18 protein-coding genes, 2 tRNA genes and 1 pseudogene are annotated in these 24,166 nt (G+C 73.9%); 13 read left to right on the forward strand and 8 right to left on the reverse strand.

Annotated elements, in window-relative coordinates; all coding sequences use genetic code 11:
- Window positions 1-8 precede the first annotated feature (8 nt).
- Window positions 9-1,250, forward strand: coding sequence for a glycoside hydrolase family 16 protein (locus Ani05nite_RS17175; protein ID WP_203769452.1), 1,242 nt, complete (start codon window positions 9-11; stop codon window positions 1,248-1,250).
- Between the two features lie 91 nt (window positions 1,251-1,341).
- The gene (locus Ani05nite_RS17180) at window positions 1,342-3,720 is read left to right on the forward strand and encodes a transglycosylase domain-containing protein (RefSeq protein ID WP_203769454.1); all 2,379 of its coding nucleotides are present in this window, start codon (window positions 1,342-1,344) and stop codon (window positions 3,718-3,720) included.
- Here Ani05nite_RS17180 and Ani05nite_RS17185 read toward each other — a convergent pair whose 3' ends face one another.
- Window positions 3,721-4,953: a chitosanase gene (locus tag Ani05nite_RS17185; protein ID WP_239130086.1), complete on the reverse strand. Its 1,233-nt coding sequence runs from the start codon at window positions 4,951-4,953 to the stop codon at window positions 3,721-3,723.
- A gap of 23 nt (window positions 4,954-4,976) precedes the next feature.
- Window positions 4,977-5,231 (reverse strand): hypothetical protein, encoded by a 255-nt coding sequence (locus tag Ani05nite_RS17195; protein WP_203769456.1) that lies wholly within the window; start codon window positions 5,229-5,231, stop codon window positions 4,977-4,979.
- 97 nt (window positions 5,232-5,328) lie between these two features.
- Here Ani05nite_RS17195 and malQ point away from each other — a divergent pair, with 97 nt between their 5' ends.
- Genes malQ through Ani05nite_RS17210 form a run of 3 tightly spaced genes read left to right on the forward strand, consistent with a single transcriptional unit; the run spans window position 5,329 to window position 7,683 of the window.
- Window positions 5,329-7,269, forward strand: a complete 1,941-nt coding sequence (malQ, locus tag Ani05nite_RS17200; protein ID WP_203769459.1) for a 4-alpha-glucanotransferase — start codon at window positions 5,329-5,331, stop codon at window positions 7,267-7,269.
- The gene (locus Ani05nite_RS17205) at window positions 7,266-7,445 is read left to right on the forward strand and encodes an antitoxin (RefSeq protein ID WP_203769461.1); all 180 of its coding nucleotides are present in this window, start codon (window positions 7,266-7,268) and stop codon (window positions 7,443-7,445) included. The genes malQ and Ani05nite_RS17205 overlap by 4 nt, the downstream gene beginning before the upstream one ends.
- A 55-nt stretch (window positions 7,446-7,500) precedes the next feature.
- Window positions 7,501-7,683, forward strand: coding sequence for an antitoxin (locus tag Ani05nite_RS17210; RefSeq protein WP_203769463.1), 183 nt, complete (start codon window positions 7,501-7,503; stop codon window positions 7,681-7,683).
- A gap of 20 nt (window positions 7,684-7,703) precedes the next feature.
- Here the strand turns inward: Ani05nite_RS17210 and Ani05nite_RS17215 are convergent, their stop codons facing one another.
- Window positions 7,704-8,090: a hypothetical protein gene (locus tag Ani05nite_RS17215; protein WP_239130088.1), complete on the reverse strand. Its 387-nt coding sequence runs from the start codon at window positions 8,088-8,090 to the stop codon at window positions 7,704-7,706.
- Window positions 8,091-8,271: 181 nt separating this feature from the next.
- Between Ani05nite_RS17215 and Ani05nite_RS17220 the strand changes: the two genes are divergently transcribed.
- Window positions 8,272-9,225, forward strand: a complete 954-nt coding sequence (locus Ani05nite_RS17220; RefSeq protein ID WP_203769465.1) for an anti-sigma factor RsbA family regulatory protein — start codon at window positions 8,272-8,274, stop codon at window positions 9,223-9,225.
- Window positions 9,226-9,314: 89 nt separating this feature from the next.
- The gene (locus Ani05nite_RS41880) at window positions 9,315-12,413 is read left to right on the forward strand and encodes a KR domain-containing protein (RefSeq protein WP_203769467.1); all 3,099 of its coding nucleotides are present in this window, start codon (window positions 9,315-9,317) and stop codon (window positions 12,411-12,413) included.
- 21 nt (window positions 12,414-12,434) lie between these two features.
- Here the strand turns inward: Ani05nite_RS41880 and Ani05nite_RS17230 are convergent, their stop codons facing one another.
- Together Ani05nite_RS17230 and Ani05nite_RS17235 are read right to left on the reverse strand one after the other, a co-directional pair.
- Complete coding sequence (locus Ani05nite_RS17230) at window positions 12,435-13,691, reverse strand: DUF1501 domain-containing protein (RefSeq protein ID WP_203769468.1); 1,257 nt, start codon at window positions 13,689-13,691, stop codon at window positions 12,435-12,437.
- Window positions 13,692-13,693: 2 nt separating this feature from the next.
- Window positions 13,694-15,136 carry a DUF1800 domain-containing protein gene (locus Ani05nite_RS17235; protein ID WP_239130090.1) on the reverse strand — a complete coding sequence of 481 codons (1,443 nt, stop codon included), beginning with the start codon at window positions 15,134-15,136 and terminating at the stop codon, window positions 13,694-13,696.
- Window positions 15,137-15,217: 81 nt separating this feature from the next.
- Between Ani05nite_RS17235 and Ani05nite_RS17240 the strand changes: the two genes are divergently transcribed.
- Complete coding sequence (locus Ani05nite_RS17240; RefSeq protein ID WP_203769472.1) at window positions 15,218-16,069, forward strand: spermidine synthase; 852 nt, start codon at window positions 15,218-15,220, stop codon at window positions 16,067-16,069.
- 127 nt (window positions 16,070-16,196) lie between these two features.
- A complete protein-coding gene (locus tag Ani05nite_RS41140) occupies window positions 16,197-17,711 on the forward strand; it encodes a hypothetical protein (RefSeq protein WP_239130092.1) in 1,515 nt (504 codons plus the stop codon).
- A 246-nt stretch (window positions 17,712-17,957) separates the two neighbouring features.
- On the opposite strand, the pseudogene Ani05nite_RS17250 reads toward Ani05nite_RS41140, so the two are convergent.
- Together Ani05nite_RS17250 and Ani05nite_RS17255 are read right to left on the reverse strand one after the other, a co-directional pair.
- Window positions 17,958-18,938: pseudogene (locus Ani05nite_RS17250) on the reverse strand (TerC family protein); the annotation flags it as partial.
- A 47-nt stretch (window positions 18,939-18,985) separates the two neighbouring features.
- A complete protein-coding gene (locus Ani05nite_RS17255; protein WP_239130097.1) occupies window positions 18,986-19,780 on the reverse strand; it encodes a pentapeptide repeat-containing protein in 795 nt (264 codons plus the stop codon).
- Window positions 19,781-19,989: 209 nt separating this feature from the next.
- Between Ani05nite_RS17255 and Ani05nite_RS41145 the strand changes: the two genes are divergently transcribed.
- From Ani05nite_RS41145 to Ani05nite_RS17275, 4 genes are all read left to right on the forward strand, one after another.
- Complete coding sequence (locus tag Ani05nite_RS41145) at window positions 19,990-21,117, forward strand: lamin tail domain-containing protein (protein WP_239130099.1); 1,128 nt, start codon at window positions 19,990-19,992, stop codon at window positions 21,115-21,117.
- 67 nt (window positions 21,118-21,184) lie between these two features.
- Complete coding sequence (locus tag Ani05nite_RS17265; RefSeq protein WP_203769476.1) at window positions 21,185-22,075, forward strand: DUF2199 domain-containing protein; 891 nt, start codon at window positions 21,185-21,187, stop codon at window positions 22,073-22,075.
- A 31-nt stretch (window positions 22,076-22,106) separates the two neighbouring features.
- Window positions 22,107-22,180, forward strand: a tRNA-Met gene (locus Ani05nite_RS17270).
- 77 nt (window positions 22,181-22,257) lie between these two features.
- On the forward strand, window positions 22,258-23,148 hold the full coding sequence (locus Ani05nite_RS17275) for an alpha/beta hydrolase fold domain-containing protein (RefSeq protein ID WP_203769478.1): 891 nt from the start codon (window positions 22,258-22,260) through the stop codon (window positions 23,146-23,148).
- A gap of 834 nt (window positions 23,149-23,982) precedes the next feature.
- Here the strand turns inward: Ani05nite_RS17275 and Ani05nite_RS17280 are convergent.
- Window positions 23,983-24,056 (reverse strand) — tRNA-Met (locus Ani05nite_RS17280).
- Window positions 24,057-24,166: the final 110 nt, after the last annotated feature.

A 24,166-nucleotide genomic window follows, 5' to 3' on the forward strand; every position in this document is an offset into this window, starting at 1 on the left:
CATCCCCCATGCGCAAAACCCGCGTACTCCTCGCGGCGGCAGTCGTCGCCGCAACCCTCACCAGCGGCCTCGTGGCCGCCTCCCGCAATGACACCGCCGACGCCGCCATCGGCGGCATCACCTGGCAGGACGAGTTCAACGGCGCGGCCAACAGCCCGATCGACGCCAGCAAGTGGAAGTTCGACATCGGCGGCAGCGGCTGGGGCAACAACGAGCAGCAGTACTACACCAACTCGACGAGCAACGTCCGCCAGGACGGGCAGGGTCACCTGGCGATCACCGCCCGCAAGGAGAACCCGGCCAACTACCAGTGCCACTACGGCACCTGTCAGTACACGTCCGGCCGGATCCTGACCGCCGACAAGTTCAGCCAGACCTACGGCCGCTTCGAGGCCAGCATCAAGATCCCCAAGGGCCAGGGCATCTGGCCGGCGTTCTGGATGCTCGGCGGCGGCAACTGGCCCACCACCGGCGAGATCGACATCATGGAGAACGTCGGCAAGGAGCCGAACACCGTCCACGGCACGGTCCACGGCCCCGGCTACTCCGGCGCCGAGGGCATCGGCGGCGGCCGGACGATCGGCGCCGCGCTGGGTGACGCGTTCCACACGTACGCCGTGGAGTGGTCGCCCAACCTCATCGTCTGGTTCCTCGACGGCGCGGAGTACTTCCGGATCACGCCGGCCAGCCTGGGCGGCGACCAGTGGGTCTTCGACCACAACTTCTTCATGATCCTGAACGTGGCCGTCGGCGGCTACTGGCCCGGCTACCCCGACGCCAGCACGTCCTTCCCGCAGACCATGCTGGTCGACTACGTCCGCGTCTCGGCGTGGACCGACGGCGGCAGCACCCCGCCGCCCAGCACCGGCGGCACGGCGCTCAAGTCGAACTTCAGCGGCCGCTGCATCGACATCCCGGGCGCCAACGCGGTCGACGGCGCCCGCCTGCAGCTGTGGGACTGCAACGGCAGCAACGCCCAGAAGTGGGCGCCGAACGCCGACGGCACCCTGCGCGGCCTGGGCAAGTGCATGGACCCGGCCGGCGGCGCGCTGGCCAACGGCACCCCGATCCAGCTGGTCACCTGCAACGGCAACCCGGTGCAGCGGTTCACCCTCTCGGCCGCGGGCGACCTGGTGAACGTCTCCGCCAACCGGTGCGTCGACGTGAAGGACTGGAACAGCGCCAACGGCGCCCAGCTCCAGCTGTGGGACTGCGGCGGCACCACCAACCAGAAGTGGACCAAGGCCTGACCTGTTTGCTGCGAACCGTTACTCTGCCGCCCGGGCCGCTTCGGCGACCCGGGCGGTATTGATTGTCATCTCACCTCGGAACGGATCCCTGATGCGCGGACGCGACCACCACTTCGTCACGAACGTGTCCTCGCTGCTGGTCTGCGGTCTGCTGGCCGGGGTCGCGGTGGCCGCGGCCGCCTTCCCCGCGGTGGCCATGTCGGGCCTGGCCGCCAAGGCCGGCGGCGAGGCGTTCGCGAGCCTGCCCAGCCAGCTCAAGCAGGCCACCGCGCCGCAGATGACCCGGGTCTTCGCGTCGGACGACAAGACGCCGATCACGGTCTTCTACGACGAGTTCCGCAGCGACGTCCCGCTCAAGGACATCTCGGTCAACATGCAGAACGCGATCGTCGCCGCCGAGGACCACCAGTTCTACAAGCACAACGGCGTCGACCTGAAGGGCTCCGTCCGCGCGCTGGTCAACAACAAGCAGGGCGGCGACAAGCAGGGCGCCTCGACCCTGACCATGCAGCTGGTGAAGATGTCGCTGGCCTACTCGGCGACCAGTCCCCAGGAGGTCATCGACGCCACCGAGGACACCACCACCCGCAAGGTCACCGAGATGAAGTACGCGATGCAGCTGGAGAAGGAGCTCACGAAGCAGCAGATCCTCCAGCGCTACCTCAACACCGCCCCGTTCGGCAACGGCGCGTACGGCGTCTACGCGGCCAGCCAGGTCTACTTCTCCAAGCACCCCCGGAACCTCACCATCGCCGAGGCGGCCCTGCTGGCCAGCATGGTCAAGGCGCCCAGCGGCTTCGACCCGACGACCACCGGCGGCTACCCCAAGGCGCTGCAGCGGCGCAACTGGGTCATCGGCAACATGCGCGACCTCGGCTTCGTCACCCCGGCCGACGCCGCCGCGGCCACCGCGGTCAAGCTCGGCCACACGGCCAAGCGCACCGGCAACGGCTGCGCCGACCTGAAGGTCAACCACTGGGGCTTCTTCTGCGACTACTTCTACCGGTGGTGGCTCGGCCGGCCGGAGTTCGGCCCGACCCCGTACGACCGGGAGCGCCGGCTCAAGAGCGGCGGCTACCGCATCCGCACCACGCTGGACATCAAGGCGCAGGCGGCGGCCCGGGAGAACATCGCCGAGAAGGCCGGCATCAACGACCGCGACGCGCTTCTGCTGGCCGCCGTCCAGCCCGGCACCGGACGGGTCCGCGCGCTGGCCGCGAACCGCCGCTACAAGCTGGACGACGCGCACAACAAGATGTCCTCCGACCCGCGCAAGGCCGCCAAGAAGATCCGGGGCACGTACCCGAACACCACCAACCCGCTGCTGAGCGGGGGCGGCGACATCAACGGCTACCAGGCCGGGTCGGTGTTCAAGGCGTTCACCATGGTCGCCGCGCTGGAGAACGGCTACCCGCTGGCGTACCCCATCAACACCACGTACCGCTACGTCTCCGGCTACCGCGACGGGGCCGCGCCGGCCGAGTGCCACGGGTTCTACTGCCCGACGAACGCGTCGAAGAGCGAGAAGGGCCCGTACAACATGTGGACGGGTTTCGGGTCCTCGGTGAACACGTACTTCGTGCCGCTGGAGGAGAGCGTCGGCGCCGACAAGGTGGTCGACGTGGCCCAGCGTTTCGGCGTGCAGTTCCGCTCGCCGCGGGAGAAGGAGCTGGCCACCAAGAACGCGAAGGACTGGGGTTCGTTCACGCTCGGCGTGTCCGCCTCGACGCCGCTGGAGATGGCCAACGCGTACGCCACGCTGGCGGCCGACGGCAAGTACTGCGCGCCCACGCCGGTCGAGCAGATCGTCACGATGAAGAACGAGAAGCTGGACGTCGGCAAGCCGAACTGCCGCAAGGCCACCCGGCCGGACGTCGCCCGCGCGGCGGTCGACGCCGCCCGGTGCCCGGTCGGCGACTCGGCCCAGCTGGGCAGCTGCGGGGGCCACCGCACCGCCGGCGGCGCGCGCGGCGCCGTCGGCCACCCGATCTTCGGCAAGACCGGCACCACCGACAACGACAAGACCGCCTCGCTGATCATCGGCACGACCTCGATGGTGGTCGCCGGCTACCTGGTGAACCCGGACTACCAGGACCACCCGTACCGGATGAGCCACGACACCGTGAACCCCGCGGTGTGGAACACCATGCACGACATCATGAAGGGCAAGCCCAAGGACCAGTTCAAGAAGCCGTCCGGTGACAAGATCGCGGAGGGCGAGCAACGTTCGATCCCGGACGTGACCTGCCTGAGCGTCGCCGAGGCGACCAGCAAGCTCAAGGGCGCGGGCTTCATCGTCGGCGCCGGCACGGAGACCGCGTCGGACTGCCCCAAGGGCCGGGCGGCCGGCACCGCGCCGGCGGGCCGGACGATCAAGGGCGGCTTCGTGAGCATCCAGATCAGCCAGGGCAAGGACGACCCCCAGGACAAGGCCAAGGGCAAGGACGCCAAGAAACCCGGCGGCCGCTGATCAGCCGGTGGTGAAGCGGTCGCCGTAGACCCGCCAGCTCAGCGGCCCGTTGAGGTCGAGGTTGGTGCCGCGCAGGAACAACCGCTGGGCGGTCTCGACCCGGGTCACGTCGCTGTGCGCCTCCTCGGTGCGCATCTCGCGGACCCGGGCGTCCAGGAACGCGCTCAGCCACACCGTCTCGTCGCCGCCCTGCTGGGGCGTCCTGGCCTTCCGCATGGCGTCGGCGCGGATGGCCCGCAGCCCCGACTGGCCGTGCATCACGGCGGCGTCGTAGTAGGCGAACTGGCCCAGCGCGCGGACCCGGTCCGCGGCGGCCAGGGCCACCGCCGGGGCGAAGTACATCCGGTCGCGCTCGTCCTCCTGCGTCCGCTGGAACATCGGATCGGCGGCGGCCGCCCGCCACGCGGCCGGGAAGCCGGGGTCGAGACCGGCGTGCGAGTCCGAACCGTCGACGGCGCGCAGGGCCGGCAGGTAGCGGGCCAGCTTGTTGCCGGGCACCCGGCGGGTGTACTCGGTGACCAGCGCCAGCATGTCGGAGGTGCCGGAGCAGAAGCCGACGATGCCGCCGGTGTAGCCGCGGCCGTCGCCGATGTCCTCCAGGTAGCCGAACTCGCCGCGCCAGTTCAGCGTCGAGTTCTCCGCGCTGGAGACCAGTTGCAGGGCGAAGGCCTTCTTCCGCGGATTGCTCAGCCCGGCAGCGAGCAGGGACGCCGGCGCCGCGGCGGCGCGCTCCGCGACCGGGGCGGCCGGGCCGGGCCCGTAGACCTGCATCTCGTACAGCGAGTAGCCGCCCGCGCCGGGCTGGGTGGCGAGCACGCGCAGGTAGCGGCCGGCGGCGTCGAGCTTCTTGAGGTCGTCGGTGCCGCCGTCGCCGCCGGCGGTGCGATAGACGTCCCGCCAGGACGCCTGGTCACCCGAGACCTGGACGCGGTACGTCCGGGCGTACCCCTCCGCCCAGCGCAGCCGCACCCGGCTGACCCGCTGGGCCCGGCCCAGGTCGACCTGCAGCCACTGGGTGCCGGCCGCGCCCGCCGTCCAGCGGGTGCCGGCATAGCCGTCCACGGCCCGGGCGGCGTCCTGCGCGGCCCCGGACGCCGCCGACGCGACGACCGGACGGCCCTTGGAGAGCAGCACGTCCGGCGCCGCGTCGGCGGTTACGGTGATGACCAGGGGCACTGTGCAGACGGCGGCGATCCCCGTGCCCAGCGCGATCGCTTTCGCCCGGATACCCACCCCTCAAAGCTAGGGGGGTGGGCTCAGCGCCGTTTGCGGTTCCGGGAAATCAGGACGATCGCCAGCACGATGCCGGCCACCACGAGCAGGCAGCACAGGCCGCCCACGATGGGGAAGAAGCCGAAGCCGCCGCGGCGGCGCCGGGAGCGCGCCGCCTCGACCGCCAGCTCGGCCGAGCCGTTGCCGGCCGCCCAGGCGTGCACCGGGATCACCAGCGTCAGGACGGCGCCCGTCACGGCGGCGCTGAGCCGTGACCACCATTTCACTGCAGAAGACATGCGGTCCATCTTGGCGGACACCCGCAAGACCCGCTTGGCCGGACTACCCCCCGGCAGGGCAGGGTATGACCCAGCGGAGTCGACTGAGGGGACGGGGATGGACGCGGATCTGACTGCTCTGGCCGAGGCGCACGGGGTGGCCACCTGGTACGAGGACTGGCATCGCGAGCGCAAGGACGTGTCGGCGGAGTCGGTGATCGGCGTCCTGCGCCTGCTCGGCGTCGACGCCGGCTCCCCGGCGTCGATCGCCCGCGAGCTGGCCGCGATCCGGACCGCCCGGGAACAGCACCGGCTGCCCGGCACGGTGGTTGTCCGCCAGGGCAGCAGCAAGCCCCTCACCGGCACGGTCCACCTCGAGGACGGCTCCCGGGTGAGCGTCGACGGGCAGCTCCCCACGGACCTGCCGCTGGGCTGGCACCGGCTGGTCACCGGCGAGCAGGACGTGACGCTGGTCGTGGTGCCCACCGAGCTGCCCGAGCCGCCGCAGGCCTGGGGCTGGATGCTCCAGCTGTACGCGCTGCACTCGGCCGCCTCGTGGGGCATCGGCGACCTCGGTGACCTGCGGACCTTCGTCGAGGGCAGCCACGGCGCCGGGCTGGTCCTGCTCAACCCGCTGCACGCGATCACCCCGACGCTGCCGGTGCCGGCGTCGCCGTACTCGCCGTCGAGCCGCCGGTTCGCCAACCCGCTGTACCTGCGGGTGGCCGACACCGACGCGTACCGCCGGGCCGACGCGCCGGTGCGGGAACAGGTCGACGCCCTGCGCCCGCGGCCGACGGCCGACGGCCTGATCGACTACACCGCCGTCTGGCAGGCCAAGCGGGCCGCCCTGGAGCTGCTCTGGCCGCTGGCCGGGGAGGTGGACCTGGACGCCGACCCCGGGCTGACCGACTTCGCGACCTTCTGCGCGCTGGCCGAGCTGCACGGGCCGAACTGGCAGCAGTGGCCGGCCGAGCTGCGGCGCCCCGACTCCCCCGCGGTGCTGGCCGCCCGCGGCGGCGACCGGGTCGCCTTCCACGTCTGGCTCCAGCAGCTGCTCGAGGCCCAGCTCGGCGCGGCCAACCGGGCCGCGCGGGAGGCCGGCATGCCGATCGGCATCGTGCACGACCTCGCCGTCGGCATCGACCCCAGCGGCGCGGACGGCTGGCTGCTGCAGGACGTGCTCGCCGCCGGGGTGCACACCGGCGCCCCGCCGGACGCGTTCAACCAGCTCGGGCAGGACTGGGGGCTGGCCGCGTGGCGCCCCGACCAGCTCATCGAGACCGGCTACGCCGCGTACCGGGACATGCTGCAGCGGATCTTCCGGCGCGCCGGCGGCCTGCGGGTCGACCACGTGGCCGGGCTGTGGCGGCTCTGGTGGGTGCCGCCGGGCATGGGCGCGGCCGAGGGCACGTACGTGCACTACGACCCCGAGGCGATGCTCGGCATCCTGGCGCTCGAGGCGCACCGGGCCGGCGCGGTGGTGATCGGCGAGGATCTCGGCACCGTGCTGCCGGTGGTCACGCAGACCCTGGAGCGCATGAACATGCTGGGCTCGGCCGTGCTGTGGTTCACCCGCGACTACGACGACCCGGCCGAGGGCTATCTGCCCGCCGCCGACTACCCCCGCAACGCGCTGGCCACGATCTCCACCCATGACCTGCCGACCGCGGCCGGCTTCCTGGTCGGCGAGCAGGTCCGGGTCCGCGCCGAGCTGGGGCAGCTGGCCGGGCCGGTCGAGGCCGAGCAGGAGTTCGCCGACAAGGACCGGGCCCAGCTGCTGTTCCGGCTCACCGAGGAGGGGCTGATCACCCCGGACACCCCGGTGGACGAGATCATCGTGGCGATGCACGAGTTCCTGGCCCGCACGCCCAGCCGGTTCGTCACGGCCTCGCTCTACGACGTGCTGGGCGAGCTGCGCCAGCCGAACCTGCCGGGCACCACCGACGAGTACCCCAACTGGCGGATCCCGCTGACGGCTAGCCTGGAGCAGGTCCTGGCCGACCCGCGGGTGGCCCGGATCGCCGAGGTGCTGAGCGCGAAGAGGGGGGTCCGATGAGTTTCCTGGACCAGGCGAAGGAGTTCGCCGACAAGCACGACAAGCAGGTCGACCAGCTTCTCGAGAAGGTCGGCGACGAGGTCGACAAGCGCACCGGCCACAAGTACACCGGCCAGATCGACAAGGGCGTGGACGAGGCGCAGAAGCGCACCGGCGACGGGGACACCCGCGCCTGAGGTTTGCCGCCGGTGGGTCCGGGCAACCCGTCCGTACCGACCGGAAGGAACTGACATGGGTTTCATGGACAAGGCCAAGGACTTCGCCGACCAGCACGACGAGCAGGTCGACAAGGGCCTCGACAAGGCCGGTGACCAGATCGACGACCGCACCGGCAACAAGTACTCGGACCAGATCGACAAGGGTGTGGACCAGGCGCAGGCCCGCACCGGCGAGGGCGACACCCAGCAGCAGTGATCTTCGCCTTCCGGGGCCGCTCAGCTCGCGAGCGGCTCCGGCGGCGGGTCGTCGTCGAGCGCGAAGAGCATGGGGTGCACCGCCAGCCGGTGGTCCCGCTCGCGGCAGCGCGACGGCGGCAGCAGGGACGAGCGGTGCTCCGGGTGCTCCCCGCAGTGCCGCATCGCGCGGGTGATCGCGTCGCTGTGGTGCCGGCCGCCGCCGTACTCGCCGCAGCTGTCGCAGTCCCAGCGCCAGTAGGCCGGGCCGTCCTCGGACTCGTGCCTACGGATCTTGAGGGGTGGCCCCGCCCGGTGCTGGGCGGCGGCGAGGATGGCCGTCATGTCGTTCGCCGGTGGCGGCCCGCCGGTCCGCATCGGCCCGCCGCCGACGACCTCGGCCAGCGCGCTGGTCCCCGTACCCGACACCACTCACCTCCACGTTGGTTGAACCGGCCCAGTGTGGACCGGACCGGCCCACCCGCATGACGGGTTTCACGTATAACGCTGCCGCCGTTCACTCGCAGTGATGCACCAGCCACGATCGGCGTCCAACGCCCGACGCCGCCGGTGTTACCGTGGTCGATCAGCGGTGCTCGGAAGTGGCCAGGTGCAGGACAGCGGCACAGCCGCCGACGTGCGACCGGGTTTCACCCACTCGGCCCTCTTCTACGACTCCGAATCCGCCTACGGCAGCGCCCTCGCGGCCTTCGTCCGCGACGGACTGGCCCGCGACGAGGCCGTGGCGGTCGCGGCGGACGCCCGGTCCACCGGCCTGCTGCGCGACGCGCTGGCCGACGATGCCGCCGAGGTGCGGTTCCTGGCGGCCGAGGAGTGGTACGTCCGCCCGGTGAAAACCATCGCCGGCTGGGCCCAGCTGTTGCGCGCCGCGGCGGCCGGCGGCCGACCGTTCATGCGCCTGGTCGGGCACACCTCGCCCGCGCACGGCACGCAGACCTGGGTGCGCTTCGAGTCAGCGCTCAACCGGTCACTGGCCGGGTTGCCGGGGCACCTGCTCTGCCCGTACGACCGGCGGGCGCTGCCGGCGGACACGATCCGGACGGCGCTGCGCACCCACCCGCGGCTGCACGACGGCGGTTGGCGGGAGAGCGCGGGCTACGAGCCGCCCGAGCGGTTGCTGGCCGCGGTGCCCGAGCCGCCGTACCCGGTCGCCGGGGAGCCCGTCATCGCCGTACCGGTGCACGACACCGTGGCCGACCTGCGCGCGCAGGTTCGGGCCCGGGCCGCCGCGGAGGGCTGGCTGCCGCCGGAGCGCCTGGAGAACCTCCTGCTCGCGCTGAGCGAGGTCGCCACGAACGGCATCCGGCACGGCGGCGAGCGGCGGGAGCTGCGCGTCTGGCTGACCGAGGAGGCGGTGGTCTGCGAGGTCACCGACGACGGCGCGGTGCCGCCCGACCCGCTGGCCGGATACCTGCCGCCGCGCTCCGGCCGGATCGGTGGCATGGGCCTGTGGCTGGTCCAGCAGCTGTGCGACGCGATGGCCATCCGGAGCGTGGACGGGCTGACCCACGCCCGCTTCGCGCTGCGCCGAAGCCCCGCCTGACCGGCGTAACCCGCACCGTTTCCGGGGCGCGACCGGCCGCCTTGTGTCCGAATAGTACGGATCACCCGTACTATTCGAGGAGAGTTCCCGTGCCCCCTACCCCGCACGTCCCCCGGTCCGCCCCGCCCGGCCCCGCGGCGCCGGCGCCGCCCGCCGAGGCTCCCGGCTGGGAGACGCTGGAGCTGGCGCGGCACAGCGCGGAAGCGCACGCGACCTTCCAGCGGCTGATGACCGAGGCGCACCTGGAGTACCTGCGAGTCATCGAGGCCCTCACCGGCCGCCCGGCCGAGCCGGCCCGCTCCGCCCAGCCCGGCCACACCGCCCAGCCCGGCCGGCCCGGCCAGCCGGCCGGCCCGAGTGAGTCCGCCCACTCGCCCTCCGCCCACCCGTCCTCCGTCCAGCGGCCGCCCGCTCCGGCCAACGCCGCGGCCGGTCGGTGGTCCGAGCCGGCGCCGGGCGCCAACCGCCGCGTATGGCCCGGCACCGGGACGGAACGCCGCGCCGAACCGCACCTCCCCGAGGGCCGGGCCGGGGCACTGCCGCCCGCCACCGGCACGGAACGCCGGGCCGAACCGCTCGTGCCGGAGGGCCGGGCCGGGGTGCTGCCACCCGCTGCCGGCGGCGAGCGCCGGGCCGGGGCCGTCCCGCCCGCGGTCCCGGAGAACCGGACCGGCTCGCCGGGACCGGTGACGAATCCGGCCGCCGTCCCGGCCCAGCCCGACCGGCACGGCGCGGCCGTCGAGCCCGCAGTCGGCGACGCCACCGCAACCGCAACCGACTCCACCGCAACAACCGACTCCACCGCAACAACCGACGCCACCGGCATCGCGGCGGCCACCGAGCCCGCCACGCCGGCTGAGGCAACCGCCGTCGCCGCTGACTCCGAGACGATCACCCTCGCCGAGCCGGTCGCGGACCATCCGGAGACCCCGGCCGATCGCCCGCCCACCGCGACCGACACCCCGACGACCCCCACCGACCCCGCCGGCCTGGCGCACCCGGGCACCGACCCCGAGCCGCCCCACCCCGCCACCGCCCCGCCGGACGGATCCGCGGACGTCGACGTGGTCCGGCTGACCATGTCCTGGGCGCAGACCCCGCTCGGTGGTCTCGCCCCGCCCGGGCTGCACGCCGGCCCGGTCCACGTCGTCGACGGCGGCAGCGGCCTCGGCGCCGCGGTGGCCGCCGAGCTCACCGCGCGCGGCCTGGCCGCCGAGGTGGCCACCCACCCGGGCCTGGGCGGCGTCATCTTCCTGGGCGGCATGGCCCGGCCCGCCTCCACCGACGAGGCGATCGAGGCCCAGCTGACCGCCCTGTGGCTGGCCCGCAACGGCAAGGACCGCGGGATCTTCGTGACCGTCGCGGACACCGTGAGCGGCCGCACCGGCGCCTGGCTCGGCGGCCTGGTCGGGCTGGTCGGCGCGGTCGGCCGGGAGCGGCCGTCGGCGTCGGCCATCGCCATCGAGTGCGAGCGCGGCGACCGCGACCCCGCCGCCGTGGCGGTGTTGATCGCCGACGAGCTCACCCGGGGCGCCGGCGCGCAGCGGGTCCGGGTCGCGGCGGACGGCACCCGGTCGGTGGGCCGGCTGGTCTCGGCCGGCAGCGGCTCGCCCCGCGAGCGGCTCATCGGGCCGGACTCGGTGATCGTCGCGTCCGGCGAGGCGCACGGCTTCTGCGGCGTGGCCCTGGTCGAGCTGGCCCGCGCCACGCAGTGCCGGCTGGTGCTGCTCGGCCGTACGCCGCTGGGCGCCGAGCCGGAGCACCTGGCCGGGGCGGCCGACGAGGTCTCGCTGATGCGCAAGTTCGCCGCGGGCACCGGCGGCCCGGACGGGCTGGCCGGGATGCGGCTGCGGGCCCGCGCGGTGCTGGCCGCCCGGGAGATCCGGCAGACCATGGCGGCCTGCGAGGCCGCCGGCGCCGAGGCCCGGTACGTGCACGCCGACGACCGGGACGCCGACCGCCTCACCGCCGAGCTCGACCGGGTCCGGGCGGAGTGGGGCCCGATCACCGGGGTGCTGCACTGCGCCGAGGTCGTCGCGGACCGGCGCCCCGGGGAGAAGTCGGCCGCCGACGCCGACCGGGCGCTGGGCACCCACCTGGCCGGGTTGCCCGCGTTGCTGGCGGCGACGGCGCAGGACCCGCTCGACACCCTGCTGCTGTTCTCCTCGGTGACCGGCTGGTCCGGCGACCTCGCCCAGGGCGCCCAGGCGCTGATCGGCGCCACCCTGGACCGGATCGCCGAGGCCGAGCAGCGCCGCCGGCCCGGCTGCCTGGTCCGCTCGCTGGCCTGGGACCCGGCCGACGGCGCCGCCCCGGCGCTGTCCGGTGACGCCGGGCGCGGCGACGCCGGGGCCGTGCCGGTGCACGCCCGGGCCGCGGCGTTCGTCGCCGAGCTGGCCGTCGACGGGCCGGCCCACGTCGTGCTGACCCCGCGGTCCACGGTCCCGGACCGGGCCCAGCCGGCCAGCGTCGCCGTCGACGCCGGGACCCACCCGTGGCTCGCCGACCACCGGCCGCAGGACGTGGCGATCCTGCCGCTGGCGGCCGGCCTGGGCTGGATGGCCGCCGCCGCCCGGGTCCGCGAGCAGGACGCCGTGCTGACCGGCGTCCGGGTGCTGCGCTCGGTGGCCACCGAGCACCCGCAGACCATCGGCGTCACGGTGTTCGGCCGCGAGGTTTGGCTGAGCAACGACGCGGGCGAGCCGTGCTTCCGGGCCGGGTTCGGCGCGCCCGGACCGGACCGGGACTGGCGGCCCGCCGGCGACCCGGCCCGCTTCCCGGGCAGCTCGGTCTACGCGGGCCGGCCGCTGTTCCACGGGCCGCGGCTGCACGTGGTGCGCTCGCTCGGCGAGATCGGCCCCGAGGGCGTGGTCGGCACGGTGCTCGGCGCCCGGGCGATGGGCTGGCCGGACGACGACCTGCCGGTGGACCTGGCCGCGCTGGACGGCGCGCTGCAGCTCAGCGGCGTCTGGGCGATGGACGAGCACCGTCCGGTGCTGCCCCTGGGCGTGGCCGAGTGCCGCATCCACCGCTGGGGCCGGCTGCCCGGCCCGGCGCTGTGCATCGTGGCCGACGGCCGGCGCGACGACCGCGGCGCCCGCTGCGACGCCGCGCTGGTCGGACCGGACGGCGAACTCTGGGCGGAACTGCTGGGCATCGAGTTCGTCGCGCCACTCGGCGTCCGCTGACCGGGCCGCTCAGCGGGCGGCTCAGCGGGCCGCGACCAGCCCGAGCCGGCTCGGCTTGACGCCGGGGAAGACGCTCGACACGTCGCCGACCCCGCACCGGGCCCGCAGGATCTCCCCGATGACCGCGCGGTAGTCGGTCGTCACGGCCAGGTCGCCGTCCACCAGGCGGGCGGCGGCCAGGCCGGGCCAGCGGCCGTGCACCCGGCCGCCGCGGACGCCCCCGCCGAGCACGAACATCGCGTTGCCGTAGCCGTGGTCGAGCCCGCCCGAGCCGTTCTGGCCCACCCGCCGGCCGAACTCGCTGATCGTGACCAGCGTGACCCGGCCCAGCCCGGCCGGCCCGAGGTCCTGGGCGAACGCCGCCAGCGCCCGGGCCAGCGCGGCCAGGTGGTCGTACATCCGCTTGCCGGGGGCCGCCGGGCCGAGGTTCTCGTGCATGTCCCAGTCGCCGGAGTCGACGGTGGCGCTCAGCAGGCCGACCTCCGCCTTGATCAGCCGGGCCACGTCACGCAGCGCCTTGCCAAGCTCGGTGTCCGGGTACGCGGCCCCGTTCGCCGGCTGGTACCCGGCCGCCTTGAGCCGGGCCGTGGTGGCCAGCGCCCCGGTCGTCATCGCGGTGGTCTGCGCCAGCGCCGCCGGGGCGTCGGAGTACAGGGCGGCCATGGTGGCGGCCATCGGGCGCTTCGGGTCCTCGCCGGACAGCACGAAGTCGTCGACCGAGGCGAGGCCGAGGTTCGGCGCCGGGCCGGCGAGCACCCGCGCGGGCATCGCGCCGCCCACCGACACCGCGCCGAACGGGGTGTCCGCGCCGAGCCGGCCCATCATCCGGTCCAGCCATCCGGTGCGCAGCGTGGTGCCGGGCGCGGCCCGCTCCAGCTCCTCCATCGCCGAGAAGTGCGAGCGGTTCGGCGCCGGCTGCCCGACGGCGTGGACCGCGCCCAGCGTGCCGGCCTTCCAGTACGGCAGCAGCGGCGCCAGCGCCGGGTTCAGCCCGAAGTACGAGCCGCCGCCGATGAGCCGGGACCTCGGCACGGCAATGCCCGGCCGCGCGGCGTAGTACGCGCGGTCGCCCGCGGGCACCACCGCCGACAGGCCGTCGAAGCCGCCGCGCAACGACAGCAGCACCAGCACGTCACCGGCGTACGAGGCGTCGGCGGCGAAGGCCAGCTGGGTGGCGAGCTGGTCGCCGACCAGCCCGGCGAAGACCCCGGCGGCGCCGGCCGCGAGCAGTTTGCGGCGGGCGACCGGGGCGCAGCCACAGGCCTCGAGTACGGACACGGTCACCTCAGCGCGAAGTAGGGGGAGTTGAGGATCAGGGCGATCAGGTGCGGGAACATCCAGCCGACGGCGGCGTCGCCCGGCTTCAGGGCCGAGGCGCGGGTCTTGCCGTAGAACGCGGCGATGGCCTCGGTGTGCGCCGGCGCGAGGGTACGGCCCACCAGCCGGCCCGCGGTCGCGTCGATCAGCGCCCCGTAGGTGGCGGGGGTGGGGCCCACGAACGCCGGCACCAGCGACTCCGGCCGGCGCAGCGTGTCCGGCCACCACCCGGCGGCGATGTTCAGGTGCGCGTTCCACCGGACGACCTGTCCCGACGGCGACGCCCAGGCGCCGGCCACGTCGGGGTAGCCGTTCGGGGGCGCCCAGGCCATCGGCGCCTGCCCGGCCGACTCGGTGATCCAGTAGAGGGCCTTGAGCGACCGGGTGCCGGACTTCTCCGGCGCGTAGCCCAGCGTGCGCACCGTCGCGACGATGTCCTCGTACGGGGTGCGGGTCTTCGCGCCGGCCGCCGCGGCGAACTCGGCCGAGCCGAAGAGCGCGCGCAGCACCGGGGCGATCGCGGTCCGGTGGTCCAGGTAGACCTTGGCCAGCCGGTTCACCAGGGCGGCGGGCGGGTTGTCGGCGACGAAGCGCACGCACAGCTTGGTGGCGATGCGCCGGGCGGTCGCCGGGTGCAGGGCCAGGTGGTCGAGCAGGGCCATGGCGGCGGTCTGCCCGCCGGAGGCGTACTTGTTGGCGTGCCGGAAGCCGAGCACCCGGACCGCGCCGGTCGCGTGCCGGCCGGCCTCGTAGCGGTAGCGCCCGGTGTCCCAGCTGACCGTCATGCCGGTGAACAGCCGGGCGGCGTTCCTGACGTCGGACTCGGTGTAGCCCAGCCCGACGGTGTGCAGTTCGAGCAGCTCGCGGCCGTAGTTCTCGTTCGGCGCGTACTTGGTGGAGAAGCGGTTGTCCAGGTACGTCAGCATGGCCGGGTGCCGGGCGGAGGCCTTGAGCAGGTCGGCGAAGCGGCCCAGCGCGTGCGGCCGGATCACCGTCCGGTCGTAGTCCTGCCGGCTGTCCCAGACGTCGCCGGCGGGGTTGGTGACGTTGAGGTGGTTGGACCAGAAGTCGACCATCACCTCCAGCAGCTGCCGCTCGCTCCAGACCGCCCGGGCGATCGTGGCGCAGCCCAGCTCGTACATGGTGTGCCAGCCGTACATCTCCAGGGCGCCGCTGCGGACCTTGGCGCGGACCCCGTCGATGGTGAGCCGGCTCAGCGGCAGCCGGGCGATCAGGTCGTCGGCGACCGGGTCGGCGATCGCCGCCGGCCGGAGCTGCCGCTCCAGCCAGGCGGCGGCGCCGAGGTGGCGGATCTCGGCGATGGCGGCGGTGGTCGGGCCGTACGTCGCGCGGCGCAGCAGGTGCAGCAACGGGTCGCTGGGGAGGAAGTCCGCGGGCGCCGTCACAACCTCGACGTCGGCCGGCCGCCCCGATCGGTCAGGCTTCCCGCCGCCGTGCTCCCGGATCGCAACCGACATACTGCTGCGGTGGCGCAGCGCAGGCGGGACGAGCGGCGGGTCGAGACCGTCGGCTCGGGCGTCGCCGAGCTGGTCGCGGACCCGGACCGGGCGTCGGGCTGGACGCTGCTGCTGGACGGCGCCCCGCAGTCGCACGTCGACCTGGCCGACCCCACGCACCTGGAGTTCGAGTACATCCGGCGGATGGCCGCCGCCATCGACCTGATCGCGCCGGCCGGTGCGCCGCTGCGCGCCCTGCACCTGGGCGGCGGCGCGCTGACGCTGCCCCGCTACGTGGCGGCCACCCGGCCGGGCTCGCCGCAGCGGGTGGTGGAGATCGACGGGCCGCTGGTCGAGCTGGTGCGCCGGGCGCTGCCCTGGGACCCCCGGGCCAAGCTGCGGGTCCGGGTCGGCGATGCCCGCGAGGCGGTCACCGGCATGCGCGACGGCGGGTACGACCTGGTCGTCGTGGACGTGTTCGCGGGTGCGCGCACCCCGGCGCACCTGGCGTCGGTGGAGTTCATGCGGGAGGCGGCCCGGGTGCTGGCGCCGGACGGCTGGCTGATCGCGAACGTGGCGGACGGACCGCCGCTGCACTACGCGCGGACCCAGGTGGCCACCATCCGGGCCGCCCTGCCGCGGGCCTGCCTGGTCGCGGACGCCGCGGTGCTGCGGGGCCGGCGCTTCGGCAACCTCGTGGTGCTCGCCGGCCGGACCCCGCCGCCGGTCGCCGGGCTGAGCCGGCGCGCGGCCGGGGACTGGTTCCCGGGCCGGGTGGAGACCGACCTCGATCGATTCACCGGGGGCCGGGCGCCGGCCACGGACATCGACGCCCTTGCCTCCCCGGCGCCGCCGGAGGGGCTGTTCAGCGCGCGACCCTAGACGGCAGTACGGCCGGTGTGGGCCGAAGGTTCAGCGGCTCCCGGCCGGGGGTGCCGTCGTTGGGTGATGAGGCGAATTCACCTCCCCCCGGCTTGTCGGACCCCCGCTCTGTCGATCTAATCGGAGAATGCCGGATTCGCATTTTCTCTCGGCCGCCGCGCTCCCCGCCGACCACCTCGACGTCTTCGGCCCCCTGCAGGGCGGTGAGCGCCGCCTGTGGCAGGGTCGCTGCGCCGTCGCCGAGTACGCCTTCGACCAGGCGGCGTCGCTGCCGCGCTGGGCGCTGCCCGAGACCACCGAGGTGCTCGTCACCGACCAGCGCGTGCTGTACGCGTACACCCGCTCGGACTCCCCGGACGACCTCGAGGTGACCTCGGGCGAGCTGCGCTGGCTCTGGCCGCAGCACCTGCGGGTGCAGCCCGGCGCCCGGACGGCGGGCCGCGCGGCCGCCGCGGCGCAGATCCAGCTCGTGTGCGCCGCCTCCGACGGCTCGTTCCCGGCGCTGGTCTTCGCGGGCGGCGACCTGGGCACGGTCGCGGACGCGGACCGGCTGGCCAACCTGATGCGGCACGCGATCGCCCGCTTCCGGGTCGACCACGCGGACAAGCTCGGCCTGTCGACGCCGCAGGCCCGGATGCTGTCCCGGCTGCTGATCGGCCCCGAGTTCAGCAACTACCAGGGCGGCGAGGGTCAGACGGTGACGCTGCTGGGCGCCCTGTCGGTGCACCGCCCGGCCGATCCCCCGCCGGCCGACCTGGAGATCGCCATCCTGCCGCCCGGGACCGGGCCGGCCGCCGAGCCACCGGTGTCGTCGCCGGCCGGCGCGGCGACGGACGATCCGGGGCACGAAAGCCTGCTGCTCGCCAGCCTGCACCCCGAGCTGCCGCAGTCCCTCGGCTCCCGCCTCGACGCGCTCCGGCCGGACCACCACGAGCCGCATCCGGCCGCCGGCTTCGCCGCCGTAGCCCCGCCCGCCGCCGTAGCCCCGCCCGCCGGCACCGCCCCGGCAGGCCCGGCCGCCGGCACCGCCCCGGTAGCCCCGGCCGCCGCCGGCACCGCCTCCGTGGGCCAGGCGACGGCCGCCGGCACCGCGGCCGTGGGCTCGGCCACGGCCGGCGACCCCCTGACGACCGGCGCCGCGCGCCTGCCCCATTACCGGCCGGGACTGGCCGCCGACCAGGTCCGCGCGCTGCAGGCCGCCGCGGCCGAGCGGGCGGCACTTCTCAGCCAGCCGGACGTGGCATCCCGCGCGGCGGACCTCGCCGCCCGGATCGCCAGCCTGGTCTCCGCCGCGGACGAGCGGGCCGGATGGGAGCAGGTCGCAGACGAGCAGGCCGGATGGGAGCAGCCTGAGGTCGAGCCGACGGCCTGGCAGCCGCTCGCGCCGGAGCCGGCCGGTTGGGAGCCAACCACGCCGGAGCCGGCCGCGTGGGAGCCAACCACGCAGGAGCCGGCCGCCTGGGAGCCGACCACGCCGGAGACCGACCTGTCCGACGACCCGACCACCGACCTCACCGCCCGGGCCGCCAACGTCCGCCGGGCCGCCGCCCGCTTCACGGCCAACTCGGCCAAGGGCAAGGCCGGGACCCGCCGGGACGCGCCCGAGATCGGCTCGACCTCCCGGGGCAACCGCAACCGCTAGCGCGAGAGCCGCCCGGGCCGGTCAGACCCCCACGGTGAAGCAGGCACCGGCGGCGACCCGCTCCTCGTGCACGCGGTGGGCCCGCCGGAGCAGCTCCATCAGCTCGTCCTGCCGGCGGATCCGGGCCCGGTACTTCTCCGGCAGGCTCCTGAGGTGCGTCTCCTCGGCGAGCAGCCGATGGTAGATCTCGTCGCAGTAGCGCGGGTCGGTCTCGACGTCGAGGAACGCGTTGGCGTGCCGGCGGGCCGCGGCGACGTAGGTCTGCGCGCGTCCCTTGGGGCTGAGCAGCGACGCGACGACGGTGACGGCCAGCACGCCGATGATGAAGACCAGGGAGATCCCGGTGCTGATCTCGACCACGTCGACGGGCGCGCCGCCGTTGATGAACGGCACGTTGTTCTCGTGCAGGGCGTGCAGGATCAGCTTCACGCCGATGAAGGCCAGGATCGCCGCCAGGCCGTACGAGAGGTAGATGAGCCGGTCCAGCAGCCCGTCCAGCAGGAAGTACAGCTGGCGCAGGCCCAGCAGGGAGAACGCGGTGGCCGTGAAGACCAGGTACACGCTCTGGGTGAGGCCGAAGATGGCCGGGATGGAGTCCAGCGCGAACAGGATGTCGGTGCCGCCGATGGCGACCATGACCAGCAGCATGGGGGTCAGCACGCGCCGGCCGTCCTGGACGGTGAACAGCTTGTCGCCGTCGTAGCCGTCCGCGGTGCGCAGGAAGCGCCGGGCGGTCCGGATGATGATGTTGTCCGCGGACCGGTCGTCGCTGTCCTCGCCGCGCAGCAGGTTGCCGGCGGTGATCAGCAGGATCAGCCCGAAGAGGTAGAAGACCCAGGCGAACGAGTTGATCAGCGCCGCGCCCAGGAAGATGAACCCGGTCCGGGCCACGAGCGAGAAGACGATGCCGAAGAGCAGCACCTTCTGCTGGTCGGCGCGCGGCACCTTGAAGCTGTTCAGCAGCACCAGGAACACGAAGAGGTTGTCGACGGACAGGGCCTTCTCGGTCACCCAGCCGGCGAAGTACTCGGCGCCCATGTCCCGGCCGCCGAGGATCAGCACCCCGAGGCCGAAGGCGATGGCCAGGCCGACGTACACCGCGGACCAGGCGGCCGCCTCGCGCAGTGTGGGGATGTGCGCCCGCCGGACGTGGAAGTAGAAGTCGAAGACGACCAGGCCGGCGATCCCCACCAGGGTCAACGCCCAGACCAGACCGGACACCTGCATGACCACACGCTCCACGATGTCTCGGTCGACGGCCGGCGATCATCATCCTAGGGGGACGGAACGGCCGGCCGGCCCTTCGTCGTGGCGTCCGTCACGGCGGCCCGGAGTTGCGTGATCGTCAGGAAGAGCACGCCGGTCAGGTCGGCGCCGCGGAGATCGGCCCCGCGCAGGTCGGCCCCGGTGACGTCGGCCGAGCGCAGGTCGGCGCCGCGCAGGTCCGCCCCGATCAGCAGCGCGCCGCGCAGGTTCGCGCCGCGTAGGTCGGCGCCCCGGAGCCGGCGCCCGATGAGCTGGGCGCCGCGGTGGTCGGGCCCGCACCCACCCGCGCCGGCGCGGGCCAGCTCGCTGGCCTTCTGCAACAGCGGGTTGACCCGCCGGCGGTGCGCGTCGACGTCCAGCGCCAGCAGCTCCTCCGGCGTGCCGGCGGTCAGGGCGGTGGTCTCGGCGAGCGCGGCGCGCAGCTTGGGGTGCAGGCGCCGGGCCGCCGGCAGCTCGAGCGCCTCGGTGACGTACCAGAGCAGCTCGTGCAGCTGGCGCATGACCGGCAGCACCGCGAACATCGGCCCGGCGATGCCGGGCGTGCCGCGCCAGTCGCGGCCGCCGAAGGTCACCTGGGTGACCTGCTGGCCGGCGCCGAAGCAGTCGAACACGACGCAGCCCGGGAAGCCCCGCTCGGGGAGCCGGTCGTGGATGCCGCAGCGGAAGTCCTCGGCCAGGTTGGGGCACGGCCGGCCCGCGGGCTTGTCGATGGCGAAGTCGGACGACCGGGCGAAGGCGGGGGCGACGCAGCAGAGCCCGGCGCACCGGCCGCAGTCCGCGCGCAGCTGCTCGGTGGATAGCACGGCACCGACGGTATACCGCGGCCCCTTTCGGGTGCCGAGTCCGACATGGCGGTTACCTGTCGTCACCATGCCACCTGACTGAAAGTAAACCTGAGTTGCCGCAGCGCTCATCCGTCCAGGTGATAACCGCGCCCGTCCGTACGGGTGACTACGCATCGTCATGGTGACTACGCTCCGTGGATCATTACAGTCATGAGGAGAACTTGCTGATGCGTGCACGGAAGACGGCGGTCCTGGCCGCGTTCGGCTGCGCCGCCGCCCTCGGCCTGGCCGCCCCCGCGGCCGCCGCCGACGCGGCGCCGACGATCTCGGCCCCGGCCAGCCGCAACGGCTTCGGCCCGATCACGATCACCGGTACGGCCCCCGCGGGCGCGACGGTGGAGCTCTACGAGTCGGCGTACGTCTTCAACGACTTCTACAAGGCGCCGAACTACACCAACGGCGGCTTCGTGTCGACGACCGCCTCGGCCTCGGGCACCTACTCCCTGAGCCGCGACCTGGACTCCGGCTTCCGCTTCTACGTGGTGGCCAACGGCGTCGCGTCCAGCCGCATCTCGGTGGCGATGGGCATCGTGCCGACGCTGACGATGACCGCCTCGAACGGCACCGTGAACGTCACGGTCACCGCCAACCCGACGCAGCCCGGCCTGATGGCGCACGTCCAGCGCAGCTCCGGCGGCAGCTGGACGGACCTGGCGGGCGGCCAGACCGTCGGCGACGGCTCGGTCTTCACGACCACGCTGACCGGCCAGGGCACCGGGACGAAGTCGTACCGCGCGGTGATCGACGCCGAGCCGGACAACAACCTGCTGGCCGGGCACACCGAGACGGTGTCGATCGACGTCGGCAGCGGCAGCGGCAGCGGCACCGGTGGCGGCGCCACGCCCACCACCCCGGGCACGCCCACCACTCCGAGCACGCCCAGCACGCCGAGCACCCCGGCGACGCCCGCGCCGAAGGCCGGCGACGTGCAGTTCACCAAGATCGTCTACAACTCGCCGGGCGCCGACACCGGCAGCAACACCAGCCTCAACGCCGAGTACGCGCGCCTGACCAACCGGACCGGCAAGACGATCAACCTGCGCGGCTGGACGATCCGCGACGCCGCCGGGCACGTCTACACCGTCTCGACCGATCACCGGCTCGGCGCCGGGAAGACCGTCTACCTGCACACCGGCAAGGGCACCAACGGCCGGCCCGACAGCGGCCACCGCTACTGGAACCGGACCGGCTACGTCTGGAACAACTCCGGCGACACCGCGTACCTGCGCAGCCCGGCCGGCAAGTCCATCGACTCCTGCCGGTGGACCAGCAACAAGAACCAGACCTACTGCTGAACCCGGCATCCGCGACGGCCCTCCGGCACCCTGCCCGGGGGGCCGTCGTGCTGGGTAGGGTGCGCGAGTGCCCGATCATCTGCCCGACTGCCCGTGCTGCGGCGGCGCCCTGTCCCCGGTCGACTTCGCGGTCCGCTCGACCTGGCCGGACCCGATGCTGGCGCTCTCCGCCGAGGACCGCGAGGCCGCCTGGGGCAACGAGCACCTGAAGGCGGCCGAGGGCGTCGGCGCGTTCGTGCGCTGCCTGATGCCGGTCCGCCTGACCGGCGGCAGCACCCTGGAGTACTCGGTGTGGCTGCGGGTGCCGGCGGCGGAGCTGCGCCACGCGAGCGAGATCTGGGAGACGCCGGAGTACGCCGGCCTGCGCCTCGACGGCACCGTGGCGAACGCCGTCCAGCCCTGGCCGGACATGCTGGGCGCGCCGGCCGGGGCCGAGGTCCGCGACCCCGAGGCGATCCCGTACCTGACGGCCGCCGAGGGCACCCTGATGCACCGGATCCTGCACGACGAGTGGGACCGCGACGACGTGCTGAGCCGCCTCACGTACGCCCTGCCGACCCCGGTCCGGCAGCGCATCACCCAGCGCTGGTCGCTGGAACGCTCGGCCGGCCTGGCCCTGCTCCGGCACCAGGACCGGGTGTACTTCAGCGGCCCGGCCCGCACCGTGCACCTGGACCCGCTTGGCACGCCCCCGGAGTCCGCGCCCGCCGACATGGTCCGCGAGCTGACCGCGGACGCGCCCCGCGACCGCGACGGCGAGCTCACCGAGACGACCGGGGAGGCCTACCGGTACGCCTTCTGGCGCCCGGCGCTGGGCGACGGCCGCATCGTGCACAACCTGCACGGCTTCGTCGCGGTGCCGGGCAGCGTGCTCCACCTGACCTGTGTCTTCGACGACCCGGCGGACCTCGGCTGGGCCCAGCACGTGTGGCACTCGGTACGCCCGGAGCGAGGCTGAGGCCGGGGCCGTGCTAGCGTTACACAGCCGACGCGGGGTGGAGCAGCTCGGTAGCTCGCTGGGCTCATAACCCAGAGGTCGCAGGTTCAAATCCTGTCCCCGCTACGAAGCCGAACGGCCCGTCAGAGATCATCTGGCGGGCCGTTTCGCATGAGCCCGTCCGCGTGATCCGGGGAGTCGGCATGTCCAGTTGGCAGATGACAGGTGTGGCGGCGTTCGTGCGCGTGGCCTACAAGCGCAGGTTCGCCACCGCGGCGGCCGGCCACAGGCTGCTGGCCAAGGCCAAGGGCCGCTCGGCCCCGCCGCCGGGCATCCGCAAGCGTTGCGCGGTGGCCCACCGCCAGGTGAACGGCCGCGACGTGTACATCCTGCGCTCCCGGCGGGCCACCGGCCCGTCCGAGCACGCGGTCGTCTACCTGCACGGCGGGGCGTACACCAGCGAGATCGTCAAGGAACACTGGGCGCTGATCGCCCACCTGGCCGAGCAGACCGGGTACGACGTCCACGTCCCGATCTACGGCCTGGCCCCGCAGCACCAGGCCCTGGCGGCGCTGGACCTGACCCGGAAGGTGATCGCCGACCTGGCCGCGGAGGGCCGCCGCAGCTACCTGGCCGGCGACTCGGCGGGCGGCGGCCTGGCCCTGCTGACCGCCCAGGCCTTCGCCGGCGACCCGAACCGCCCGGTGGCCGGCCTGACGGCGATCGCGCCCTGGCTGGACCTGACGATGTCCAACCCCGCCATCCCGGCGGTGGAACGGGTGGACCCGTGGCTGACCCGCGCGGGCCTGCACCCGATCGCCGCCGCCTGGGCGGGCGAGGTGCCCCTCACGGACCCCCGCCTGAGCCCCCTGTACGGCCCCCTGGACGACCTGCCGCCGCTCCAGCTACTCGTGGGCACCAGAGACATCACCCTGCCCGACTGCCGGGCCCTGAGGGACCGGGTACCCGCAGGCACCCCCCTCACCTACCACGAGGAGCCGGGAGCGATCCACGTGTACCCGCTGCTGCCGGTCCCGGAGGCGAAGGCCGGCCGCGCAGCAATCGTGGACCACATCCGCAAAACCCTGGCCTGACCCACCCCGACAACCAAGGCCGGCCGCCGCGGCCACAACCCGGATTCCCGGCCCTGTCCAGTGACCGGGCCGGGCTCGACCCCCAGTCCCACCAACCCAGGCGGTCCGGCCGAGGCCCGCCGGGCCTCTGCCCACCTCTCCGGGCCTCTGCCCAACTCTTGGGGCCCGGCGACCCGGCGGCCCGGCAGCCCGGCGGCCCAGCAGCCCGGCAACCCGGCAGCCCGGGCCCGGGCCCGGGCCTGGATCGGGCAGATACACGCCGGGAGGCCAACGCCGACCTCGTCCGGCCGGCCCGACGAACCAGGAAGGCCAGGGCGGAAGCCCGCTCCCGGCCAAGATCGAGCATCCATCCCAGGACAAGATCGAAAGCCCGGGCCAGAAATGCGCCCAGCCCACGAAGCCCCGGTGCGCCAGCAAGCCGAACCGAGCCGGCCCATAAGCCAAGCCGGCCCGAGCTGGGCCAGGCCAGGCCGCCGAGCCAGACAGGCCGCCTCAGACCACGGAGCCGAACGGGCGGATCAGGTCAGGCCAGGCTGCTTAGCCGGGCGAGCCGAGCCAGGCCAGGCCAGGCCAACGAGTCGAGCCGGGCGGGACAGGCCAGCCCAGGCCAAAGAGTCGAGCCGGGCGGGCCCGACCAGAAACCGAGCCGAGTCCGGAAAACAAACCAGAAGACGAACCAGACCAAGGGGGCAAGGGGCAAAGCCCCAAAAACCGCAACCACCCACCAAAGAGAGCACCAACCGCACCGTGGGGGTCTGGGGGCTCGGCCCCCAGGCAGAAATGCGAAAGAGTCCCCCATCCGCGCACTCCGCGGATAGGGGACTCCCAGACTCGTAGCGGGGACAGGATTTGAACCTGCGACCTCTGGGTTATGAGCCCAGCGAGCTACCGAGCTGCTCCACCCCGCGTCGGTAGCTCAACCCTAGCCTGCCGCCGCCCCGGCATGCAAAACGGCCCCCCGTAACCTGCCCCACACGTGCGCGCGGCCCGCCGGTAACCCGGCGGGCCGCGCATCTCC

The organism is Actinoplanes nipponensis, assembly GCF_016862275.1.
Classification (GTDB): Bacteria; Actinomycetota; Actinomycetes; order Mycobacteriales; family Micromonosporaceae; genus Actinoplanes; species Actinoplanes nipponensis.

What these genes read in the sequence shown, in the direction of transcription:
- Ani05nite_RS17175 (WP_203769452.1), top strand. Translation starts at nt 9, where the DNA reads ATGCGCAAAACCCGCGTACTCCTCGCGGCGGCAGTCGTCGCCGCAACC.
- Ani05nite_RS17180 (WP_203769454.1), top strand. Translation starts at nt 1,342, where the DNA reads ATGCGCGGACGCGACCACCACTTCGTCACGAACGTGTCCTCGCTGCTG.
- Ani05nite_RS17195 (WP_203769456.1), bottom strand. Translation starts at nt 5,231, where the DNA reads ATGTCTTCTGCAGTGAAATGGTGGTCACGGCTCAGCGCCGCCGTGACG.
- malQ (WP_203769459.1), top strand. Translation starts at nt 5,329, where the DNA reads ATGGACGCGGATCTGACTGCTCTGGCCGAGGCGCACGGGGTGGCCACC.
- Ani05nite_RS17205 (WP_203769461.1), top strand. Translation starts at nt 7,266, where the DNA reads ATGAGTTTCCTGGACCAGGCGAAGGAGTTCGCCGACAAGCACGACAAG.
- Ani05nite_RS17210 (WP_203769463.1), top strand. Translation starts at nt 7,501, where the DNA reads ATGGGTTTCATGGACAAGGCCAAGGACTTCGCCGACCAGCACGACGAG.
- Ani05nite_RS41140 (WP_239130092.1), top strand. Translation starts at nt 16,197, where the DNA reads ATGCCGGATTCGCATTTTCTCTCGGCCGCCGCGCTCCCCGCCGACCAC.
- Ani05nite_RS41145 (WP_239130099.1), top strand. Translation starts at nt 19,990, where the DNA reads ATGCGTGCACGGAAGACGGCGGTCCTGGCCGCGTTCGGCTGCGCCGCC.
- Ani05nite_RS17275 (WP_203769478.1), top strand. Translation starts at nt 22,258, where the DNA reads ATGTCCAGTTGGCAGATGACAGGTGTGGCGGCGTTCGTGCGCGTGGCC.